The organism is Pseudorhodobacter aquimaris (genome assembly GCF_001202025.1).
Classification (GTDB): Bacteria; Pseudomonadota; Alphaproteobacteria; order Rhodobacterales; family Rhodobacteraceae; genus Pseudorhodobacter; species Pseudorhodobacter aquimaris.
Genome location: NZ_LGHS01000030.1, coordinates 30,180 through 52,687, shown reverse-complemented (window position 1 = coordinate 52,687; position 22,508 = coordinate 30,180). Strand labels below are relative to the sequence as shown.

Here is a 22,508-nt window from a genome sequence, read left to right as displayed (position 1 = left end):
AAGTAAGAAAAGACATGGTTTCACCCGGCGCGCCCCCGATTATATCCATGCGGAATGTGGCCAAATTCTTTGGCCCCTTCCAAGCGCTCACGGATATCAACTTCTCTGTCCGGCAGGGGGAGCGGGTGGTGATTTGCGGCCCTTCTGGGTCGGGCAAATCCACCCTGATCCGCTGTTTGAACCGGCTGGAAGAGCATGACGAGGGCACCATCACCATCGACGGGATCGAACTGGGCGATGACACCAAAGACATTCGCGCGGTCCGTCAAGAGGTCGGCATGGTGTTCCAGCAGTTCAACCTGTTCCCGCATCTGACGGTGCTGGAAAACCTGACCATCGGCCCGATCCGTGTACGCAAAATGGACAAACCCGCCGCCGAGGTGCTGGCCCGTACCTATCTCGACCGCGTGCGCATCCCCGAGCAGGCCGATAAGTACCCCAGCCAGCTTTCGGGTGGGCAGCAACAGCGTGTGGCGATTGCGCGCTCCTTATGCATGGAACCACGGATCATGCTCTTTGACGAGCCGACCAGCGCGCTTGACCCTGAGATGATCAGCGAGGTTCTGGACGTGATGGTAGAGCTTGCGGACTCTGGTATGACCATGGTCTGTGTGACGCATGAGATGGGCTTTGCCCGCCGCGTGGCCGATACGATGGTGTTCATGGAGGCAGGCCGGATTGTCGAAACCACCCCCCCCGCCCAGTTTTTCACCAACCCCAAAAGCAAACGTGCGCGTCTTTTCCTTGACCAGATACTGGAGCATTAAGTGCCTGCGCGTTCTGCCAAACGTTTGAAACGGGCCTTGTCGTCACGCCCGGTCTCGGTGCTGATCTACCTTTCGGTAATGGCCGCCCTGATTGGTGCCTCGCTAAAGGGGGCCGAGGCGATGGGCTATAACTGGCAATGGTACCGCATCCCGCAATACTTCTTTGAGCATACCGAAGGCGGCGTCACCCTGGGCGAGATCCCTTGGGGACTGGTCGGCACGATCACCCTCTCGACCCTCGCCTTTGTTTTGGCACTAGGGATCGGGCTGCTGGTCGCGCTTTTGCGGCTGTCGGATTTGATCGTCGGGCGGGCGGTGGCGCGGATATTTCTGGAATTTGTCCGCAATATACCGCTCTTGGTGCTGCTCTATGTGTTTTACTATGTGCTTGGTCCGATCTTCGGGATGGACCGCTATACCGCGAGCGTGCTTTGCTTGGCAGTCTTTCACGGCGCACTGATGTCCGAGATATTTCGCGGCGGCATCACCTCTATTCCTGCGGGCCAATGGGAGGCCGCGAAATCCATCGGCATGACCACGGGCCAGATCTATACCTATATCATCCTGCCGCAATCCATCCGTTTCATGCTGCCGCCGATGACAAGCGAAGTGGTCAATGTGATCAAATCCTCGGCCATCGTCAGCGTGATCGCGGTGGTGGAACTGACAACCGTGGGCCGCAACATCATTTCCGACACCTATATGAGTTTCGAGATTTGGTTTACGATCGCAGCGGTCTATATGGTTGTTACGCTAATTATTTCGACCTTCGCCAGCTATCTGGAACGGCGCTATGCCGTGCAGGACTGACCTATAGAGAACGGAGCCCACTTGATGAAACTGACAAGACGCATGATGACCGCCACGCTGGGGATGGCACTTGCCACAGGCCTCGCCCTGCCAGCAGCGGCCCAAGACGCCCGCGCCGCCCTGTCGCAAACCAGCGTGATCGAGCAGATCAAGGAAAACGGCGTGATCAAGATCGGGCTGTCGGTCTTTGTGCCATGGTCGATGCGCGACAAGAAAGGCGATCTGATCGGCTTTGAGCTGGACGTGGGCCGCAAGCTGGCCGAGGATATGGGCGTGGATGCGGAATTTATCCCGACCGCCTGGGACGGCATCATTCCGGCGCTGGTCTCGGGCAAGTTCGACGTGATCATCTCCGGCATGTCGATCACCGCCGAGCGCAACCTGACCGTCAACTTTTCCGACCCCTATGCCTATTCCGGGCTAACCATTATGGCCAATAAAGCCATGACCGAAGGGATGACGCTGGAAGATTACAACAGCAAGGATATCACCTTTGCTGCGCGCCGGGGTGCCACCCCCGCCACCGTTATCGCACAGCTCTTCCCCGAGGCGAACCTGCTGCTTTTCGATGAGGACAGCGCCTCAACCCAGGAAGTGCTGAACGGCAATGCCCATGCGACCATGATGGCAGAGCCAAGCCCCTCGGATGCCGCACGCGACTATCCCGAAACCATCAGCGTGCCGTTTGACACCACATTTCTGGCTAGCGGCGAAGGGTTCGCCTACCGCAAGGGTGATCCCGATGCGACCAACTTCTTCAACAACTGGATTGCGGTGAACTGGGCCAATGGCTGGTTGAAAGAGCGCAATGATTATTGGTTCAAAAGCCGCGATTGGGCCGATCAGGTCGACCAGTAAAAGCATCGGCCCGGCGGCAAATGCCGGGCCAATTCGGGGATGCCCATGCGCCACAAAAGACGCCAGAGACTGCATTGGCCGGATTACCTGATCCTTGCCGTGATCATCGCCTTTGCGGCGGCGATCTGGTTTCGTATATCAGGCGCGCTCAACTACAACTGGCAATGGCACCGTATCCCCAATTACATCCTGCGTTGGGATGAGGATGAGGGGCGCTGGTTCACCAACCTGCTTTTGCAGGGGCTGATCACCACCATAAGGATCGCGGTTTACTCCGGCATTCTGGCGCTGGTCCTTGGCACCATTCTGGGCATCGCGCGCACCGCCAACAATCTTGCGATACGGATGCTTGCCCGCACATATCTAGAGGTTTTGCGAAACATTCCGCCGGTGGTGGTGGTGTTTATCTTCTTCTTTTTCCTGTCGGAACAATTGATCGCCGCCCTGCAAATGGAGCGTTGGGCGCGCGGGATTGCCCGTCAGGAAAACATCGCAGTGTGGGAGTTTTTCTTTGGCGATATGCGGCGGTTTCCCTCGCTGATTTCGGGTGTGATCGTGCTGGCGCTGTTCGAATCCGCCTTTGTCGGAGAGATCATCCGCGCGGGCATCCAGTCCATTCCCCGCGGCCAGCGTGAAGCAGCGCGGTCCATCGGCATGACCCGTCTGGATGAGATGCGCTTCATTGTCTTGCCCCAAGCCATGCGCAAGGTGTTGCCGCCGCTGTCGAACCAGTTCATATCTTTGGTCAAGGACAGCTCTATCATCTCGCTGATTTCGGTGCAGGAACTGACCTATAAAACGCTGGAGCTGGTCGCATCAACGCGCATGATATTCGAGGCATGGATCACAACCGCGCTGATGTATTTTGTGCTGTGTTACGGGTTGTCGCTTCTGTTCCGGCGACTGGAATTGAATAAGGGGCGATAGGAAATGGATTGGGATCAAGAGGTTGACGCCTGCGGGCTGCTTTGCCCTTTGCCGGTGTTGCGCGCGCGCAAACGCCTGTTGGCGATGACGCCGGGAGAGGTCTTACGCATTCAGGCAACAGACCCCGCCGCCGTCATCGACATCCCCCATTTTTGCGCCGAGGCTGGGCATCTGCTGTTGGAGCAAACCGACAAGGACGGCACCCAGACCTATTTCATCCGCCGGGGCTAGGCAGGAGCCTCTCGGCCTTGGCCAGATCCTCGGGCGTGTTGATGTTGAAAAACGGATCAACATCGGTGGCATCAAAGCGGGCTGTGCCTGCCTTGTGATGGCTGGCCCAAACACGAACCTTGCGCAGCCCGCCCTCCAGCGCGTGGCGCAGATCATCACGCAAGGCCACTGGCCAAAGGCCGAACGTCGGCTGAAGAAATACCTGCGCACCATCACCGCTGGCCGCAAGACACAGCCCCGAAGGGCCTGCGTTTTGTTGCAATCGCGCTGCAAGCTCTAATGGGAAAAACGGTGTATCTGCCGCAGCGCTAATAACAGCAGGGGCACCGAGCGATGCAGCCCAATCCATTCCGGCCAGAATACCCGCCAAAGGACCGGGTTGGTTTGGGACAGAATCGCTCAGAACTGGCAGGCCAAAGGCATCAAACCGTGCAGCATCACCATTGGCATTGATCGCAATCGGTGCGCATCGCGGTTCAAGCCGCGTGATCACATGGGACAAAAGCGGCCGCCCCCCCAGCACACATAATGCCTTGTCAGCGCCCCCCATCCGCGAGGCTTTTCCACCTGCAAGAATAATGGCGGGGAGGATCATGGGCTGCTCTTTCTTGGACTGTAAATGTAAGGCGGGTCTTGTTGGCCGTCAGCGTGTCGTCGGCACCTCTGCCTGTCTGCGTCGCAACATCAGGGTCCGCTCTCTTTGCCAGATATAAACCCCCGAGGAAATAATGATCGCGGTGCCGATGCCGGTATTCCAATTGGGCAGGTTATCAAAAACGAAATACCCCACTGCGGTTACAAATATAATCTGAATATAGGTCATCGGCGCAAGGTTGGAGGCATCCGCATACCGATGTGCCGCAACCGCAATCCCGTGCCCCGTCGCCCCAAAGAGCCCGACAAGTCCCAGAACCACCCAAGCAGACATCGTTTCGGGCCAAACCCAAACCGACAGGCCAAAGGGCGCCAAGACAACCGTTGCCAACCCTGAAACCCAGAGCTGGCTGGCCGCATTGCTATCCACCCCCGCAAGTTGCCGCGTCAACAAAAAGTAACCCGAGACACATAACAGCCCACAAAGTGACAAAACCATCGCCGGATGGAATCCTGCACCCCAAGGCTGCACCACGACCAGAACCCCGATAAATCCGACCAGAATGGCAACGACCCGGCGCACGCCCACACGCTCGTTCAAAAACAGGACCGACATGATCGTGATCGTAATCGGAGAAGAGAAAAAGATCGCAGTGGTCATCGTAATCGGCAAATATTTAAGCGCGGCAAAGTTGAACGCTGTAGTCCCAAGCAAAAGCAACGCTCGCGCGGCCTGAACACGCGGCGCGCTGGTTCGGAACGCACCCAGCCCCTCTCGCGGGATCGCGACCACACTCCAGAGGACGAAATGCACGCAAAAGCGTGTGAACACCACCTGCATGATCGGCAGCCCGGCCAATATCAACCATTTCGCCGAGCTGTCTGTCGCCGTAAAAATCGCGACTGCCATACACATCAACCCAAGGCCCAGCATCGGGTTGTCTTCGCGCGCCTGAGGGGCCCGCATTATGACACCCCGGCCAAAAGTCCGTCGCGGTTGCAGGGCAAAAGCGTCGTATTTTCGGGAACTTGAGATTTTTGACCACGCAATTGGGGCAGCGGCACCGCGCCGCCTCCCACGGACAAGCACCGCACATGATTGCCTGTACTTTCAGGCCTCCACAGATCGAACATCAATACTCCCCCCACGTTTCAGGCAGCTTATGGGTTTTGTTCAGATGACTCCATAGGGGATATCTCTTTCCTCTGGCAAGGCGCTCCGGACAGCGCGCGGCAGGCGATAAGAGATGCCTGAGGCGACAAATCTCTATGCACGCAATGGGCGAAATATATGCCCGATCACTGGTAAAAGTAGAAATATCTGCGCCTCCAAGCTTGTGACACTAAAGTTTTAAGAATAGATTTTGGGCAGTCGCGGGTTCACTCTATCGAATATCAAGTCGCATTTTGCACCGCAAAACCGCCATGAGGATGCCGATGCCGCTCATACGTCCACCGCTTTTCAAGATCGTCGACAGGATGTCGCGTCCGCAAAAAAAGGCATTTTTGTCTTTGGTTGACATCACGCTTGCGCCAGTCGCATTCCTAATATCCGCTTCGGTTCTTTATAACAGCCTGCCAGACTTGGCTTTCCTTCAGGCCAACTGGATTGCACTGGCGCTCTTGGCCGCGCTGGCCGGTGGTTTTTCCGCCCTGCTAAAGCTACAGAATATCAAGCTTAAAGCTTATGAGTCCGGCGGTATCTTGCGGACCGGGATCATGGCCCTGCTGGTGACGCTGTCCTTTGCGCTGATCGTGGCCTTTACAACGCTGCAGATGCCCAGGATCGGAATTATCCTGTTTGGGCTGGTGTTCTTCCTTGCCACCGTCGGCACCCGGTTTGCCTTGTTGCATATCTTGTTGTGGGTGCTTCGAGAGGGTCGGATACGCCGCCGTGTGGTGATCTATGGTGCGGGGCCAACAGGTATGCAGTTGCTGGCCGCGCTGCGATCACATGACAGTATTTTGCCGGTCGCATTTGTCGATGACAATCCGGGCCTGCACGGCATGTCCGCGGGCGGACTAAAGATTTATGGTTCTGACCGTATTCTGGATCTGAGCACCCGACTGGAGGCGGACCGCGTCTTGCTGGCCATGCCGTCATTGGCCCCGCCCAAGCTTGAACAAATCGCCCGCAAACTTCAGGTGATGGGCTTGACGGTGATGACAGTCCCATCATTTGCGCAGCTTGTCGGGGTGGAGCGTCTGGTTGACACACTGGCGCCGGTATCGCCGGTCACATTTCTGGGGCGTGAACAGCTGGACAGTGACATGTTTTGGGGGGGCGGGTCCTATCATGATCGTGTGGTGCTGGTCACGGGCGCGGGGGGCTCTGTCGGCTCGGCGCTATGTCGTCAGCTTTTGACCGCCAAACCGGCTTGCATCATCCTGTTCGAGGTGAGCGAGATCGCCCTCTACACCATCGAGCGCCAGTTGATCGAGTTGAGCATCGGCACCAATACCCGCATCGTGGCTGTGCTCGGTTCCGTCACCGACAGTCGCATGGCGCGGATGGTGATGGCGGATCACCGGGTGGATATCGTACTGCACGCGGCCGCCTATAAACATGTGCCACTGGTTGAGGCGAACCCGATCGCAGGTCTGGCCAACAACGTGTTGGGCACGCGCACCCTTGCCGATGCCGCCCATGAAACCGGCGTGAAGAAATTCGTTCTGATTTCCACCGACAAGGCCGTACGGCCGACCAATGTCATGGGCGCGTCAAAACGTCTGGCAGAGCTGGTGGTTCAGGATTTGGCCAAGCGCGCGAAAGGCACTGATTTCTCTATCGTGCGCTTTGGCAATGTTCTGGGATCTTCGGGCTCAGTCATTCCGCTGTTCAAGGAACAGATCGCCAAGGGCGGCCCGATCACCTTGACCCATGAAGATGTCACCCGTTATTTCATGACGCTGACCGAGGCGGCGCGACTGGTGCTGCTGGCCGGCTCTTATGCCGAGGCTCATTTTGGCGGAAATGTCTTTGTTCTGGACATGGGGGAACCGGTGAAAATCCGCGATCTCGCCCGTCAGATGATCGAGGCGGCGGGTTTCAGCGTGCGCGACGCAGATGCGCCGGATGGGGATATAGAGATCGCCATCACCGGACTGCGCCCCGGTGAGAAGCTCTTTGAAGAACTGCTGATCGGAGAAGGTTTGCTGACCACACCCCATCCAAAAATCCTGCGTGCCCAAGAAGACAGCCTGACTGAGTTGCAAATGGCCAAAGCCTTGCGCAGCCTGCGGGCCGCCATCGCAACCGGGTCCACGCCCGCGGCGCTTGATGTAATCTGCACCTATGTCAAAGAATACGCCCCACCACAAAAACTGACCATCGCCCAATAAACGGGGCCCAGACAATCGACACTATAGACCGACTGCGCTAACCATGCGTAAGCTAGGAAGGCGCAAAGATGAACGGAATATTACCCCAGATGACAAAGCTATATGAGGTGACCCTCGGCGTTTGGCACCGGGTGACAGAGGCGCAGATCGGGCTGATTGCGGCCGGAATCGGCTTTTTCGGGTTTCTGGCAATCTTTCCGGCCTTGGCTGCCGTGATCACTATCTGGGGTTTTGCCGCGAACCCTATCGTCGTGCAAACCCAGCTGGAGCTTGCCCAGAACTATCTGCCCCATGAGGCCTTTGATCTGCTGAGCGGGCAAGTGGGGCGTATTCTGGCCACCAACTCCCGCAGTCTTGGGATAACAACCTTGCTTTCAACGCTGTTCGCTCTGTGGTCGGCGCGCGCAGGCGTTAGTGCATTGATTACCGGCCTCAATACGATCTACAGGCTGCCGACCCGCAGCGGGCTTCGCCATGTGGTGCGAGCCTTTGTGCTGACGCTGGTCTTGGTCGGGCTGGTGCTGGCCGGTATGACGCTGGCAGTTGTCGTGCCGGTGGTGCTGGGTTTCTTCAAGCTTGGGGTGGCGGCCGAAATCGCGCTTAGCACCGCGAACTTTCTGGTGGGGATGCTGTTTGTGATGGTCAGCATTGCCTTGGCTTACCGGCTTGGCCCGAACCGTGCGCGCGATGCCAACCGCCCGCCTTTCTTTACCTTGGGCTTGTTTCTGGCCATTGGCCTTTGGGTTGCTGTATCTCGCGGGCTCGTGTTTTATCTGACGAACTTCGCGAATTATAATCAGGTCTACGGCTCTATCGGGGCGGTGGTGGCACTTTTGATGTGGTTCTATCTATCGGCCTTTGCCGTGCTTTTGGGGGCCGCCATCAACGCCGAGCTTGAGGGCCGAAACGGTCAGTAATCCTTTTCAAAGAACACCCCCAAGCCCGCCTGCCCATCCGCCCCGACCGATCCCCGCACCGTGACATTCTTTTTCAGATCAAGGTTCAGGTTGATCTGGCTGCGACCTTTCTGGTCGACCTCGACCTCGGTATAGACCCGCGTCGAAATGTATTTCCCCGCCTTGAGCGATACCTCGCCATCGTCACCGGTGCTGACGTCGAAATCATCCAGACCAAAACCTTTGCGCAGTTTGCTGATAATCCCCTCGCCGCCCTTGCCAGCCAGTGTGGCCACGGCATTGGCAAGCTGAACCGCTTGAAGCGCGGAAATATCCTGAATATCCCGCCCGAACAGCAGACGCGCCAAAACCTCTTCTTGCGGCAAATCGGGCACCGAACTGAAGGTGATCTCCGGATCATCCGCGCGCCCCTCGATCACGACCGAGGTCACCACATCGTCGCTTTCGTTATTCGCCACGATATTCAATGTCGGGATCAAATCCCCCTGCAGCAACAGTTGCGCCTCATCCAGCACCAGTCGTTTGCCCAGAATATCCAGCCGCCCACGGATCAACTCAAAGCTTCCGCTGGGGATAACATTATTGGTGTCACCGCGGATCACGACACGCCCGCCCAACTCCGCGTCAATCCCGCGCCCACGTATAAACATGCGTGACGGCGCCGAGATCACAAGGTTCAGGCCAAAGGGTCGTCTTGTCGTGCCTGCACCGTTGCTGCCAAGATCGATCAACCCCGCCTTGAAACGGGTCGCACGCACCGCTGCAGGTTCGTTGCTGTGCTTGAGGTCGGGTAAGGACCCGATGGCCGTAAAGCCCGTTGTGGGCACCCGAAACTCTGCCTCGCGGATGCGCAGCTCGCCGCCGATCACCGCACCGCCTGTCAGGGGACCTTTGACCGTGACATCGCCACTAAGCATGATGTTGTATAAATCAGGATCCTTCACCACAACATCACGTAGGGTTGTCTGAAGGTCGGCCACATTCGGCGCAGACAGGTTGATACTGCCATCCACCGTTAAATTGCCCCCGGTGCTGGGGCTGGCCTTGACCGATATCTGCGCGACATTCGAAGCAAGATTGGCCGTAGCCGCAAGATCATTCAGCCCGAATGGCAGATTCGGCGCAGAAAAACGCCCCCCCGAAAGCCGCGCCTGCCCTGAAATCGACGACAGGGCAAAGGGACCATTCAGGCGCAAATCGACCTCGGTGCGCCCAGAAATGGCACGCCCCCCCAAAAACGCATTGGCAAGAGCCGCCTGCGAAGATCCCTTGATCGAAAGGTCGGCACTGCCAAACCCCTCGTCGATGCGACCCGAGATCCGTCCATCAATCCCGCCGGGTCCAGTGCCCTTCAGATCAAGTTGAACCCCATTTCCATCTTCACTTGCCGTGCCAGAAATCGTCACCGCCCCGGGAAATTCCGGCACCAAAAGTGCAAGATTGGCCAGCCGTGCCTCCATTTGCAACTGCCTGACATCGTCACTCACGCTGCCGTTGGCCTTCACCGAAAGCTGCGGATTGGAAAGCGTGGCATTTTCAATCTGGATCTTGCGGTCACGAAAGCTGGCGCTGGCATCGAGGGTGCTCTGCCCTTTCAACAAACTATCCGCCTGACTGTTGCCGATGGCAAGGTTATCCCCCTGCCCCGTCAAGACCGCGCGCCCCGCGTCCAGCGTACCGGTCGCCGTCACATCGGCACGCAAAGAGCCACGATAGCCCGGACCAAGCGGTGTCAGATCGGGCAAGGAAAGCTTGGCCGAAACATCGCTGCCCGCAGGGTCATAAAACCCCGAGGCATCGGCGCTGATTTGTGGATTGGAGAGCCGCGCCTGCTCGATCTCAATCCGCTGGCCCTGTAGGCCGATTGCCACTGACAAGCGGCTTTCACCACGGGTCAGCGCGTCAGCTTGGGCCTGCCCGATTTTAAGGTCGGTCCCCGTCCCCTCAAGCGTAACACGGCCTTGGTCAAGCGTACCGTAAATCCTGCATCGGCGATCAGGCTGCCGCCATATTTCGTCCCCAGAACGGACAGGTCCGAAAACCGCAGCTTGCCCGATATATCACTGCCATCAGACGCCAGTTTACCCGAAGCCGTCAGGCCAAGCGTCCCGGCCGTCACATCCAGTTTGCGCAAGAAGGTGCCTTTTGTGGACCGCCCAGCCGCAAAATCTATGGTCGACTGGCCCGCAAGCAGATTGTCCACCTCCGCAATACCAACAGAAATATCGGTGCCCATCACGCTGCCTTCGGCATCAAATTGCCCGCCCAAGGGAATGATCTGGCCGCTGACACGCAACGCGCCAGCCCCCCCCAAGGGCCGCCCCGCCAAGGCTGAAAGTCGCGACAGATCACCATAGCGAGCCTCAACCTTACCACTGGTACGAAACCCGGCAGCAAGATCGCTAAAGCGCGCAGAGGCAAGAATATCATAGCCGTCCCCGGTCAGTTCCAATTGGCTGATGCGCAGGCCAAGGCCGCCCTGCTGCCAATCAAAAGCGACTTGCCCGCGCAGATCCTGGCCCACGGCCACCGCCAGTGCAGGATCGGTCAAATCGACGTTCTCCGCATCAAATTTCAGGACCCCGTTAACAATGGCGCCCTCCGTTCCGCGGTCAATACGGCCCGCACCTGTGATCTTGGCACTGTCCAAGGTGACATCATCACGAGTCAACCCCTCAAGCGTGACCTCCGCCGTCCAGCCGTCACTTTGCGCGGCATCAAAGGCCACAGCCAGATCCGCCGAGGAAACCCGCGTTTCCACCTCCCCTCCCAAGGGTAAAAGCACAGAATCCGCCCCCGGCAGGCCCAATTGGCCTGTCAGGGAAAACCGTTGCGGCAAACCATCGGTAGCAATGCTGGCGGACCCCTCCAAGCTGATCGCGCGCGCCTGCAGCGACAGCTGTGACAGGTCGATCTCTCCCGACATTTGCCGCAGAGCCTCGGCCTGAAGGCTGATCTCGGGACCAAAGAATTCCGCATATTGCGGCAGGAACAAGGGGGCCACATCGCCTGCGAAATCCACGCCAAGACGCTGTGCGCCGTCCTCTTGCCCTTGCAGCGTCACCTTGCCCACAAGCCGGTCCTCACCATCCGTGCGTAATTCCAGATCGGCGGCAAAGGCATCCAATGGGCCGCTGCCCGCAACTGTCAGCGCGACCGAGGGCGTGCCCGGCAGGCCCAGCAATGTGGAGGCAATGCCCCCCGCCGCTTCGACCACCTCAAGATCAAGCGCAAGATTGCCGCTTTCATTGGCATAATCCGCCTTGAGGTTCACGCGCCCGTCCGGCCCGTCATCGGTGCGCAAAATCTGCAAATCGGCGCTGCCCTCGCCATCATCAAGGCTCAATGCGGCCAGAAGCGAGCCCTCAAGTGCTTCCCCCAATAGGGATTCGCCAAGCGCAATCCGCTTTGCCTCAAGCTTTTTAACCGTAATTGCAACGGGCAGATCCGGCAGGGAAAATTCCTTTGCCTCGGGAGCTGGTGTCGCATCGACTGCGGGCAAAGGCTTGCGTGCGACAATGATTTCATCCGCCACCAGCTCTGTCACGCTAACCACTCCGCGCAGAAGCGAGGCGCGGCTCCAGTCCAGTACAATATTATTGAGCGTCAGCCAAATACCGTCATCATCGGCAATCGTCAGCTGTTCGATCTGCGCCTGAGACGAGAGCGCGCCGGTAAAGCCGGTCACAACAACCTTACGACCCGCACCGGAAAGATTCTCTTCCAAGAACTCAGTCAGGAAACCACGATCATCCTCTTGTGCCATCGCGGCAAAGGGCAAAAAGCATAGGCAAAGAAAAGTGATGAAAAATCTGCGCATTAAAACGACTGCCCTATCCCGATATAAATCTGCGGGTTGCTGTCCTCGCCTGACACAGGCACGCCGACGTCAAGCCGGATCGGGCCGAAACCCGTCGCATAACGGATCCCCAGACCCGCACCTGAATGGTCCAGCGTGTCCCCGCCGAACAACCCGTCCGATGCGATCTGGCTGTAATCAGCAAAACCCACGATCCCGATGCTTTCTGTCACCTTGGTGCGCACCTCTAGTGACGCACCAATAAACCCCGTGCCCCCCGAATCCCGCCCCGTCGTCGATGAGGTGAACCCAAGCGACTGATAGGCCTGCCCACGCACGGTTCCGCCACCGCCCGAATAAAACAGATAATCCGGCGGCAAGCGGTCAATCGAGGCACCTAACGTCCCCTTGGCCTGCAAACGTGCTGCGATCGTCACCCGGTCATCCGTGCCGAACCCTTTGTAGGCGCGTCCGTCAACGCTCAGCAAGAGGCCGGAATCGGTTGAGTCGAAACCCAGAAATGGGGCAATTTCCGCATCAATATAAAACCCTTGGGTCGCATCGGTTTTGGAATTCCGCTTGTCCCAATTGACACCGACAGGCAGGGCAAGGCTGCTGAAATTGATCTCTTCACTGGGATATTTCACCCAAAAGCGGGAATATTCCAATGCTACCCGCGCCGTCATTTCACGCGAGACATAATGCGTGAACCCCAAACCCGCCTCGGCAAAGTCCTGGACGTAATCCTCTTCGTCCTCATGCCCGATACGGAAAAAAGCAGTCGCGGTCGTGTCGGCGCTAAGGGTCGCGGGGCGGTCAAGCGTTGCCCCAAGACTGTAATCCATCCCGCTGTCCTGAGCGCCTATTTGCGCCACTTCCGCATCCACCTTCAATCGCTCACCGCCGCCCAGAAGGTTGCGGTGAAGCCAGTAACCGCTGACCCGCGCGCCTTCGCTGCTGGCCGCCTCAATTCCGAATCCAAAGCGTCTCGGCTTTTCCTCGACGAGTTTTGCGGTGATACCTAGCTTATCCGGCGCGGTGATTTCCTCATCCTCTACCAATGAGACAGAACGGAAAATGCCAGTGCGGCGCAGACGTTCCGCGGCGTCTTCCAATTTCTCGGGATCGTATTGCGCACCTTCAGGCAGGCCCGCAATCTTGATGATGCGCCGCAATTCCATCCGGTCCTGTCCGGTTACTTGCAACGGGCCAAAGCGCAGCAACGGACCCGCATTCAACGTCAGTTCAGCCGCCATCGTCGCCTTGTTGTGGTCGGCCAGCAAATCTTGACCAGCCACCGCAGCCTTGGCATGGCCTGCGGCACGCCAACCGTCCACGGCCGCCCCAGCCGCGGCGGAAATCACTTCGCTTTTCGCAGTCTCACCCACCGCATAACCTTCCGGCAAGTCCGTTTCCGGCGCCAGTGGCATCGCGCGCGCCTTGGAAAACTTGAACGCAGGACCGGGATCAATACGCACTGAAATCTTGCGGATATTAGCAGGCGTATCCAGCAACGGGATTGAGGCCACCTCGCGCCCGTCAATGCCAATCGCGATCACACCCGAATAGCGGCCCATTGCATAAAGCGCACCTAAAAGGCGCCCGTAATCGGCGCGTGCGGTTGCAAAAAGGTCTTGGTTGTTATCTGTGCCCTCAGCCTGTGCTGACAATAACAAAGACGCGCCCCGAAGGGCATCCTCCACATCTTCGTCACCGCCGGTGACCTCGAACGTAATTGCGTCCAGAGCCATCGCCGGGGCCGCTGCGACCCCAAATCCGAATATAAGAGCCGCCCATAGCGTCGACCGAGATTTAGTACGAAGCATAGGTGACCCGCCCAGATATCCACACAATTTGCTTATATTACACCATATCACTGTGCATACAACAAAGCGAAACGCTATCCGGTTCCGATATAAATGAACTGGAAGGAACGTGTGGATCTCTGACGGGTCTACGAAATCGATACCCTCAGGAATTCATCATACGGTATGTGATCGCTCGATCGCCTTCCCTGTCAACGCGGGTCAGCCGCTTTCTCCATTCTGTCGGGCTGGTCATTTATGAGGCCTGTCGCAAAGCAGTGACTTGCTCTGCGCTAATGGCAATGCCCCCCGCCAAAATCAGCTGTGGACCGGTGGCTGCCGTTTGTACCTCTTGAATACTTGCGTAACTCTCAACGGCAGATGTTCCGACTTGCACCCCGTCCCGATAGCTTTCCAAGCTGAGGGTATAGATCCCGCTGGGCAAAGCTTTGCCTGCAATATCAGAGCCTGTCCATTCATACGCACCACCAGAAGCAGGAACATCCTCTCTTGCCAGCGTATTCCCACTATTGTCCTTTACCACCAGAACAGCACGATCAGCCGTGACATGCGGATCAGTTGAAATCGTCACGGGGGTTCCATTCATATAAACAGGGCCCGCGCTGCGTGCCTCCTGACCAACCCACGGGGCAAGTTGCGTCATACCCTGCACACCCATCAAACCTGCAAGTGTATCCAGCTTCTGGTTTGTAAGGCTTTGCTGTTCTACGCTGGAGAACGTGGCAAGTTGTACCGCAAATTCTGACGAATCAATTGGATTCATTGGGTCTTGGTTTTGTATCTGGGCCGTCAACATCTTGAGAAACGTATCAAAATCCGACGAGATCGTGCTCGTAGTATCTGAATTGGTTGTGGTAGTGGTTGTCGTCGTTGCGTAATTTGATGCAGCTACTTCCATGACTTTCCTTTCAAGGGGTGCTGTCAGACCCGAAGGTCTAAACCCGCGCCGCTTTGCATATTGTTGGTGGATTTATTCGAAGCCACTTCATCAAGATCAATATGCAAAGCACTCTCGATTGCGGCGGTTGATTTTTTGGCTTGCCTGCCCTCTGTGTCGCCACTCCAGCCATCAAAGCTGAAGGATGTACTGGCAAATCCCGATTGGCGCATCTCTGCCGTAAGCGATTCAATGTTACGGCGGATAAGGTCCATGGCTTCAGGTCGCTCAGCTTGAATAGCAATCCGCATATTATCACCATCGGGCGTCAGATGGATACGGATCTTGCCCAACTCCTCTGGCGCCAGGATAAGTTCCATTGATGTTGGCTTGCCCGATTGAACATGCGCCAATATCTGCGCGGATACTTCCTGAACAGGAACGGGAGCTTGCGATGCCATCGGCGGGGCTGGCTGATTTCCATTAAGATGTAGCACAGGGGCGACCAGAGGGGCCTGCCCCGGGGCAAATCCGGCCTCAGCCACCGCAGGCGCCGCCGGATATGAGATACTGATCGTCTTTAGCGGAGCATCGCGTTTCTGATCGGCTTGGGACGGCATCTCAGGCAAGGAAATCTTGCCGTCGACAGGAGCATTGGCTGCGGTATACATTGCCGAACCGTCAACTTTGCGTAACGGTGTCGACTCAACACGCCCCAAAGTATCGACTGTTTTTTCTGTTTTAGAAATCCCCTCGGACCAAGACACAACCTGAAGCGGGCCGGGTTGCGGCAAAACCTTCACGGGAACAGCATTTGGGGAAGAAGGCGAAGGTTTCAAAGTGTCCGTATCTGTCGCACCATCTGGCACTCCAGCCAACACACCCTCAGGCAGGCTGCGCGTTGCCAATTCGGGATGCAGAGCAGCCTTGGTTTTGTGACTTGGCGCAGCTTCTACTGTTCCGGGCTGACGTCCTTCAATAGGCTGTGTCATATCGAACTTACTGGTGCCCCGTTGCACCATTGCCGTATCTCCATCCACGTCATCGATCTGAACGGGAACAGGGCTGTCCGGACTGCTCCCAGCTATCTTAACATCAGATTCAGCACCCACGGCAAGATCCGCCTCAGCCCCTTCGGCTGTTCGCCCTGCAAGGGATGGCTGCGCCGCCTTATCAGGCTCACGCGACGCACCCACTTTTAGAGGGGGCAGGTTCTGGCGCTCCGAAGCCTCTTTGTGATCAGGAGATGCCGCATCCAGTTCAGCCATGTGCGCATCACCTTCATTCAAACGAAGCGCGCCAACCATATCCTGCGTCTCGGACGAAACAGGGACAAAAGGCATCGGCTCCACCTCATCCTCACCGGCTTCGACTTCCTCAGGGCCGGATGTCATCGTCATTTCCGATGCGTCAACTTCATTCGTGCCGAGAGGCTGGTCAGCCAAAGATGCATCCACCGCCTGCGCGGCGGTCTGCGTAACCGGCAAGGAAGCAAGCTCAGCCATGGCAGCCTGCATAAAGGCGGCGAAATCCTGATTGCCCGGCACTTGTGCGCAACGCTGATTGACCGGGGCCGGGTGTGATTTACCGACAGTCGCGCCACTGACATTGATATTGTCCAATTATCTTCCGGCTTCTGCCGCCCCCTGTTTCACCTCATGCCAGTATCTTTGAAACTAGTTACCGGTTGTTTACCGCCACCCCGCACAATCATGAAAATCCAACCAAAGAGGATTCGACATGGATGTAACCCCGGTGGCACAACAATTGCCGCAACCCCCGAAACCCAACCCGCTACGCGAAAAAGCGGCGGAGCTTGAAGCCGCCTTTCTTGCAGAAATGCTTGGCTACGCAGGACTTGGCGCAGCAAGAGACAGCTTTGGTGGCGGGATCGGCGAGGAGCAATTCTCATCCTTCCTGCGGCAGGAACAAGCCACCGCGATGGTAAAAGCGGGGGGGATCGGACTCACCGAAGTGCTTTTCCGCGCAATGTCGAGCAACGAATCAGGAGACGCCCAATGACACACAGGGAAAACGCAATCGAGCGGCTGGAGACAGCGGCAAAAGAGACCTCAGCGGCGATTCGCGCAGGCGATTTTGTCGCAATGGGAGAGCTGGCCTTGCGTGCCGAGACCGCGCTGGCAGAGCTTGACCCCCAGACCGATGCCACGCGGCTGACAGCGCTGCGTGATTTGGCGGGGCGCAACGCCTTGGCCTTGCAAGCGGCCGCAAAAGGCATCCGTGCCGCGCGCCGCCGCCTGCAAGAAGTGACAACCGTACGCACAGGTGTTCAGACTTACGACAACACTGGAAAAGCACAGAAAATCGGTGGCCCGGCGGGGACGCTCAAGGCCCGTTTTTAAACAAGCGCATCAGCTTTGAATAAAATGCATCACATTGTATTTGCTAAAAAAGTTTCGTTTTAGGATTCTATTAGCTCTTTACGCCGATCAATGTAACTGCATCCCACGAAGGGGTGGCGCCCCGGACAGAAACACCGGTGGCAATGGCAAAATGCCCTTCTTGCCGTCTGCGGACGGTTATCCGCCGGGCGCAAAGCGCCGGCAAAATAAAGGGACTAAACATGTCTTCTATCTTGACGAATAACAGCTCCATGGTGGCCTTGCAGACGTTGAAGTCGATCAACAAAAGCATGACACAGGTTCAGAACGAGATCTCGACTGGTAAATCTGTTGCCACTGCAAAAGACAACGCGGCCGTCTGGGCAATTTCCAAGGTTATGGAAAGTGACGTAAAAGGCTTTGCCGGGATTTCTGACAGCCTTTCGCTGGGGTCCTCGACTCTTTCGGTTGCCCGTCAGGCTTCGGAAAGCGTGACCGACCTGCTGACAGAGATCAAAGGCAAGATCGTTGCAGCGCAGGAAGGAAACGTTGACCGCGAAAAGATCCAGGCAGATATTTCGGAGCTGCGTGATCAGATCAAAACGGTGACTGGCGCAGCACAATTCAACGGCCTGAATATGGTGAAGGGTACGGATGATGTCAGCATCCTGTCATCGCTTGATCGTTCAAACGATGGCAGCGTCACCGCATCGCAGATCACTGTCAACCGCATGGACCTAAGCTCTGACGCAGGCAAGTTTGGTGCAGACAGTGTCGCTGCGTCCGCTTACGGCACCAGCACCGATGCGGCTGGAACAACCGTTGCAGTAACAACTGATAAGGACGGGAAGGCTGCCGAAACCACTTTCGCGGGCCCCGGTGGCGCAGGTGAAGCCTATCAAATGACGGTTGGCGGTGCTCAGCTAAACTACACCTCGATTACGGGTGATACTGCGGATACTGTCGCTGCGCATTTCGCAAGCGCAATTAATGCGCTTGGTTTGGAAGGCGTGACAGCGGATGCCACGGCAGCGGCTCTATCCATATCCAACACCAATCCGTTTGAGTCGGTGGAAGTGGTGGGTAACACCGCAAATACGGGTACCATGACCTACAACGGCCTCGCTTCATCGGCAACAAACTCCAACGTAGAGCAGCGTGCTGAAACGATCGACTTCTCTCTCACCGCAAGTGTTGTCGAAGGTGACAGCTTCAAAGTCACTGTTGGATCACAATCCTTTGACTATATCGCCGGTAAAGGTGAAACGATGGAGGATGTGGCCAAAGGTCTGAAGACGGCCATTGACTCCAACCCGCCTACAGGGGTGACGGCACAGGTCCAGAAAAATGCCGAAACTGGCCAATGGTCCCTTGCAGTGGACTCCGCAGAGAGTGATGGCGCTGAAGCGTTGACACTTTCCGTGGCGCAGAATGGTACGGCTTCGGGCGGTCTGTTTGGGCTTGATAACCTCGACGTCACCACCAATGAGGGTGCGGCATCGGCACTTACCAATATCGAAACCATGATCAACAGCGCAATCGATGCTGCCGCTGCATTCGGTTCTGCACAAAGCCGGATTGATATCCAATCTGATTTCGTCAGCAAACTTTCGGATGCGATGGAATCTGGTATCGGCTCTATGGTTGATGCGGATATGGAAGAAACCTCTGCACGCTTGCAGGCGCTTCAGGTCCAGCAGCAGCTTGGTGTTCAGGCTCTGTCGATTGCGAACCAGTCGCCGCAGTCGATCCTGTCGCTGTTCCAGTAAATCCAGCCAAATCGGGGCGCGCTTAGGCGCGCCCCGAACCCCTCGCTGATCACCCTATGACTGGAAGGACCCCAACCGTGAACATGATGACTGCACGAGCAAATGAAGCTTACGCCCGCCCCGACGCACCCGGCCGGGATGCGCGCACCATCGAATACGATCTCTTCGCGCGCATGACACGCAGACTCTCGGCTGCATGGGCGCAGCGCAAAGAAAATCACGCGGCGCTTGTTCGCGCCTTGCACGATAACGGAAAAATGTGGCGCACACTGGCTGTCGACGTCGCCGATCAAGGCAATAGCCTGCCCGCGCCCCTGCGTGCCCAGCTTTTCTACCTTTACAAATTTACAGACGTCCACAGCAGGAATGTACTGGACGGCAAAGCGAGCGCCGATGTTCTGATCGATATCAATACGGCCGTCATGCGCGGATTGCGGGGAAACGGTGAATCGAAATGACGGGTTTGGTCTTGAAGCTAGGGCCGCATGAGCGTGTCTTGATCAACGGGGCCGTCATTGAGAATGGCGACCGGCGATCCAAGCTTGCGGTGATGACGCCAAACGCGAATATTCTGCGCTTGCGTGATGCCATCCACCCCGAAGAAGTGACAACGCCCGTACGTCGGGTCTGCTACATCGCACAGCTGGTTCTTTCCGGCGATGCCGAAGCAGAAGGCGCACGGATGCAGCTTTTGCGCGGGATTGAGCAATTGAGCCAGGTCCTGACCGATCACGACAGTCGCATTCAACTCAATCAAGCGACGGAAAGTGTTCTGGACAACAACTTTTATCAAGCACTCAAAGCACTGCGCAGCCTGCTGCCCAGGGAGGAGCGGCTCTTTGCCGCCTGTCCATCATGAGTTTTTCACCGATCGTTCCATTTGGAGGCTATTCAGGCTGGGCCTTCCTACAGCGGACCCTGCCTGAGCAAAAAGAGGCATTTCAGTCATCAGCAACCTTGGCCCGTGACGAGGACTATTTTCGGGCCAATATCGGGTCGATCCAAACTGCCGAAGATCTGGTTTCCGATCACCGCTTGCTGAAGGTCGCACTTGGCGCTTTTGGCTTGGATGACGACATCAATAACAAGTATTTTATCCAGAAGGTTTTGGATGATGGCACGTTGGATGCATCGGCATTAGGCAACAAACTGGCCGACAAACAATATCTCGCCCTTTCCGCAAGCTTTGGTTTCGGAGATTCGGCAATCCCCAACACGCAAAATGAAGGTTTTGCAGATAAGATTCTGACCGCCTATCAAGACCGTCAATTTGAAACGGCCGTGGGCGAACAGGACGAAGATTTACGCTTCGCATTGAACGCGGAAAGGGAGTTGGCAGTACTGGCTGCGAAAGACAACAGTGACGACACCAAATGGTACAGCATCATGGGGAATGAGCCGCTAAGACAAGTATTTGAAAAGGCGCTTGGCCTACCGAGTAGTTTCGCAACACTTGATCTCGATATGCAACTTTCAACTTTGAAAGCCAAGACACAGAAGACTTTCGGTGATAGCGGCGTTGCACAATTCGCCGACGCGGAAAACCTGGATGCCTTAATCAAGCGTTTCTTGATCAGGTCTGAAGCATTGGCCAGTTTCTCTTCGACCTCCAGCGGATCTATTGCCCTTACCCTGTTGCAAGGATAAGGGCAATAGCCATTCTATTTACGGCCAAGACTGAGGCAGTGATCCAACATTTGGAAGCTGCCCTCAATCCCACCGGCAGCATCTTCGGCAAAGAAACCATCCAGTGCGGGCCAGACTTTGATTGCGGCATCGACCGCAGGATCTGAACCACTGCTGTACAAACCTGCCTGGATCATCATTTCAGCACGTTCATATGCACCCAAAAGGCGGCGCGCTTCAGTTATAAGCCCGTTCTCGACCTCGGTCGCGGCATCTGGCAAGCTTCGGGATACCGACCGCAAAACGTCAATCGCCGGAAATCGGCCGCGCTCTGCAATTGTCCGATCCATAACCACGTGCCCATCCAAAACACCGCGCAGAATATCGGCGACAGGTTCTTCCATGTCCGACCCTGCAACCAGGACGGTAAAGACTGCCGTAATGTCCCCCGCCCCTTCGACCCCCGGCCCTGCACGCTCTGCCAATGACATGATTGTATGGGATGTCGAGGGCGGAAAACCACGCAAATTTCCCTGCTCACCCGCAGCAAGGGCGACTTCTCGATGGGCCTCGGCAAACCGGGTAATGCTGTCCGCCAGCAAGAGAACATGCAGGCCTTGATCCCTGAAATGCTCTGCTACGGTCATTGCAGTCCACATGCACCGGCGTCGCACCAGCGGGGATTGGTCCGAGGTCGCCGCTACGACGACCGCGCGGGACATCCCCTGCGGCCCCAAAACCCGCTCGGTAAACTCTCTAAGCTCGCGGCCCCGTTCGCCAACCAAAGCAATTACGACAATATCGGCATCGACCCCGCGTGCAAATTTACCAAGAAGCGATGATTTCCCAACACCGGACCCGGCAAACAGCCCGATTCGCTGTCCGCGAACCAGTGGCAGCATCGTGTTGAAAACAGAGGTTCCGGTTTCAAGCCGCTCACCCAAACTGCGGCGCTCGGCAGGGGATGGCGGTGCCGAGCGCAGCGAACGGGCGTGCTGTCCCGGCATCAAAGGCTTACCATCAATCGGTTCGCCAAAGGGGTCAATAATTCTGCCAACCCAACTTTGGTCCGGCGAAATTTCAGCCCTGCCAACAATCTCAACCGTGTCATCAATGGCCAACCCTTCACCGGAACCATCTGGAAGCACAGAGATTCCTTCTTTTGAAAGGCGCAACACCTCCCCGCCAATAGTGCCGGATTCACCACGAATCAGAACCCTGTCACCAAGGCTGCTTCCTGCAGACAACCCCGTAACACGCAGCGTTCCACCCGCCAGCTCTGCAACCCGGCCAATACGCTTGGTTATAGAGGTCTGGGAAATTCGTGCTCGAAGATTCTCAAAAATGTCCGTCATGTGGTTCCTCTTATGTTCGTGCTTACTCTTTCTAAAGGAATCACCCTTAAGTCTTAGTGAACCGAAATCGAGGGAGAAGCCCCGATGCTTGAAAAGCTCGAATTAACCAGAATGGCGCAGTCGTTGGCATCCCATGCCGGACAGAGAATGGGCGTTATCGCACAGAATGTCGCGCATGCCGACAGCCCAGGCTATAAGGCCCGCGACCTGCCCGACTTTGCTACAACCTATGCTGACCAACACGACCAAGGGTTGCGTACAACACGCGCCGGTCATCTTGGGGCCAGTGGACCCAGCACCATAGAGCCTATGATACTTCGGGGCCCGAGCTCACCGAACGGGAACTCTGTCTCTCTTGAAGCAGAGATGGTAAAAGCGGCCACAGTACGGCAGGACCATGATATGGCTCTGGCAATTTACAGCAGCACTTCCGACATTCTAAAACTGGCGCTCGGGCGGGGGAGGTAA

The 22,508-nt window shown here is 56.8% G+C and carries 22 protein-coding genes; 14 read left to right on the top strand and 8 right to left on the bottom strand.

What is annotated here, in order from left to right:
• Nucleotides 1–14: 14 nt before the first annotated feature.
• From AKU94_RS04555 to AKU94_RS04535, 5 genes are read left to right on the top strand one after another with little or no spacing between them, the layout of a single operon-like run.
• A complete protein-coding gene (locus tag AKU94_RS04555) occupies nt 15–767 on the top strand; it encodes an amino acid ABC transporter ATP-binding protein (protein ID WP_050526146.1) in 753 nt (250 codons plus the stop codon).
• Nucleotides 768–1,577, top strand: coding sequence for an amino acid ABC transporter permease (locus tag AKU94_RS04550; protein ID WP_050526145.1), 810 nt, complete (start codon nt 768–770; stop codon nt 1,575–1,577).
• Between the two features lie 24 nt (nt 1,578–1,601).
• Complete coding sequence (locus AKU94_RS04545) at nt 1,602–2,435, top strand: transporter substrate-binding domain-containing protein (protein ID WP_050526144.1); 834 nt, start codon at nt 1,602–1,604, stop codon at nt 2,433–2,435.
• A gap of 45 nt (nt 2,436–2,480) precedes the next feature.
• Complete coding sequence (locus tag AKU94_RS04540) at nt 2,481–3,362, top strand: amino acid ABC transporter permease (protein WP_157056412.1); 882 nt, start codon at nt 2,481–2,483, stop codon at nt 3,360–3,362.
• A 3-nt stretch (nt 3,363–3,365) separates the two neighbouring features.
• Nucleotides 3,366–3,593: a sulfurtransferase TusA family protein gene (locus tag AKU94_RS04535; protein WP_050526142.1), complete on the top strand. Its 228-nt coding sequence runs from the start codon at nt 3,366–3,368 to the stop codon at nt 3,591–3,593.
• Here AKU94_RS04535 and mobA read toward each other — a convergent pair.
• Nucleotides 3,577–4,188 (bottom strand): molybdenum cofactor guanylyltransferase MobA, encoded by a 612-nt coding sequence (gene mobA / locus AKU94_RS04530; RefSeq protein ID WP_050526141.1) that lies wholly within the window; start codon nt 4,186–4,188, stop codon nt 3,577–3,579. The two genes, AKU94_RS04535 and mobA, sit on opposite strands and share 17 nt — an antisense overlap.
• A 48-nt stretch (nt 4,189–4,236) precedes the next feature.
• Nucleotides 4,237–5,154 carry a DMT family transporter gene (locus AKU94_RS04525; protein ID WP_050526140.1) on the bottom strand — a complete coding sequence of 306 codons (918 nt, stop codon included), beginning with the start codon at nt 5,152–5,154 and terminating at the stop codon, nt 4,237–4,239.
• Between the two features lie 470 nt (nt 5,155–5,624).
• On the opposite strand from AKU94_RS04525, the gene AKU94_RS04520 reads away from it, so the two are divergent.
• Nucleotides 5,625–7,529: a polysaccharide biosynthesis protein gene (locus AKU94_RS04520; RefSeq protein ID WP_232295683.1), complete on the top strand. Its 1,905-nt coding sequence runs from the start codon at nt 5,625–5,627 to the stop codon at nt 7,527–7,529.
• 68 nt (nt 7,530–7,597) lie between these two features.
• Entirely contained in the window at nt 7,598–8,446 is an 849-nt protein-coding gene (locus AKU94_RS04515; protein WP_232295682.1) for a YihY/virulence factor BrkB family protein, read from the top strand.
• Here AKU94_RS04515 and AKU94_RS20245 read toward each other — a convergent pair.
• The 5 genes from AKU94_RS20245 to AKU94_RS04495 form a co-directional block, all read right to left on the bottom strand.
• Nucleotides 8,440–10,317: a translocation/assembly module TamB domain-containing protein gene (locus AKU94_RS20245; protein ID WP_232295681.1), complete on the bottom strand. Its 1,878-nt coding sequence runs from the start codon at nt 10,315–10,317 to the stop codon at nt 8,440–8,442. The genes AKU94_RS04515 and AKU94_RS20245 overlap by 7 nt on opposite strands.
• Nucleotides 10,318–10,340: 23 nt before the next feature.
• Nucleotides 10,341–12,266 (bottom strand): translocation/assembly module TamB domain-containing protein, encoded by a 1,926-nt coding sequence (locus AKU94_RS20240; RefSeq protein ID WP_232295680.1) that lies wholly within the window; start codon nt 12,264–12,266, stop codon nt 10,341–10,343.
• Nucleotides 12,266–13,996: an autotransporter assembly complex protein TamA gene (locus tag AKU94_RS04505; protein WP_232295679.1), complete on the bottom strand. Its 1,731-nt coding sequence runs from the start codon at nt 13,994–13,996 to the stop codon at nt 12,266–12,268. The genes AKU94_RS20240 and AKU94_RS04505 overlap by 1 nt, the downstream gene beginning before the upstream one ends.
• Before the next feature lie 310 nt (nt 13,997–14,306).
• Nucleotides 14,307–14,969, bottom strand: coding sequence for a flagellar hook capping FlgD N-terminal domain-containing protein (locus tag AKU94_RS04500; RefSeq protein ID WP_083444926.1), 663 nt, complete (start codon nt 14,967–14,969; stop codon nt 14,307–14,309).
• 23 nt (nt 14,970–14,992) lie between these two features.
• Complete coding sequence (locus tag AKU94_RS04495) at nt 14,993–16,570, bottom strand: flagellar hook-length control protein FliK (RefSeq protein ID WP_050526136.1); 1,578 nt, start codon at nt 16,568–16,570, stop codon at nt 14,993–14,995.
• Between the two features lie 118 nt (nt 16,571–16,688).
• On the opposite strand from AKU94_RS04495, the gene AKU94_RS04490 reads away from it, so the two are divergent.
• The 6 genes from AKU94_RS04490 to AKU94_RS04465 all read left to right on the top strand — a co-directional run bounded on the left by AKU94_RS04490 (nt 16,689) and on the right by AKU94_RS04465 (nt 20,706).
• On the top strand, nt 16,689–16,970 hold the full coding sequence (locus tag AKU94_RS04490) for a rod-binding protein (RefSeq protein WP_050526135.1): 282 nt from the start codon (nt 16,689–16,691) through the stop codon (nt 16,968–16,970).
• Nucleotides 16,967–17,311: a hypothetical protein gene (locus tag AKU94_RS04485; protein WP_050526134.1), complete on the top strand. Its 345-nt coding sequence runs from the start codon at nt 16,967–16,969 to the stop codon at nt 17,309–17,311. The genes AKU94_RS04490 and AKU94_RS04485 overlap by 4 nt, the downstream gene beginning before the upstream one ends.
• Nucleotides 17,312–17,532: 221 nt before the next feature.
• Nucleotides 17,533–19,059, top strand: coding sequence for a flagellin N-terminal helical domain-containing protein (locus tag AKU94_RS20635; RefSeq protein ID WP_050526169.1), 1,527 nt, complete (start codon nt 17,533–17,535; stop codon nt 19,057–19,059).
• 83 nt (nt 19,060–19,142) lie between these two features.
• Nucleotides 19,143–19,517: a flagellar biosynthesis regulator FlaF gene (gene flaF, locus AKU94_RS04475; RefSeq protein WP_232295685.1), complete on the top strand. Its 375-nt coding sequence runs from the start codon at nt 19,143–19,145 to the stop codon at nt 19,515–19,517.
• The gene (gene flbT / locus AKU94_RS04470) at nt 19,514–19,918 is read left to right on the top strand and encodes a flagellar biosynthesis repressor FlbT (RefSeq protein WP_050526133.1); all 405 of its coding nucleotides are present in this window, start codon (nt 19,514–19,516) and stop codon (nt 19,916–19,918) included. The genes flaF and flbT overlap by 4 nt, the downstream gene beginning before the upstream one ends.
• Nucleotides 19,915–20,706: a DUF1217 domain-containing protein gene (locus AKU94_RS04465; protein ID WP_050526132.1), complete on the top strand. Its 792-nt coding sequence runs from the start codon at nt 19,915–19,917 to the stop codon at nt 20,704–20,706. The genes flbT and AKU94_RS04465 overlap by 4 nt, the downstream gene beginning before the upstream one ends.
• Before the next feature lie 14 nt (nt 20,707–20,720).
• Here AKU94_RS04465 and AKU94_RS04460 read toward each other — a convergent pair whose 3' ends face one another.
• Entirely contained in the window at nt 20,721–22,040 is a 1,320-nt protein-coding gene (locus tag AKU94_RS04460) for a FliI/YscN family ATPase (protein ID WP_050526131.1), read from the bottom strand.
• 84 nt (nt 22,041–22,124) lie between these two features.
• On the opposite strand from AKU94_RS04460, the gene AKU94_RS04455 reads away from it, so the two are divergent.
• Nucleotides 22,125–22,508, top strand: coding sequence for a FlgB family protein (locus tag AKU94_RS04455; RefSeq protein ID WP_050526130.1), 384 nt, complete (start codon nt 22,125–22,127; stop codon nt 22,506–22,508).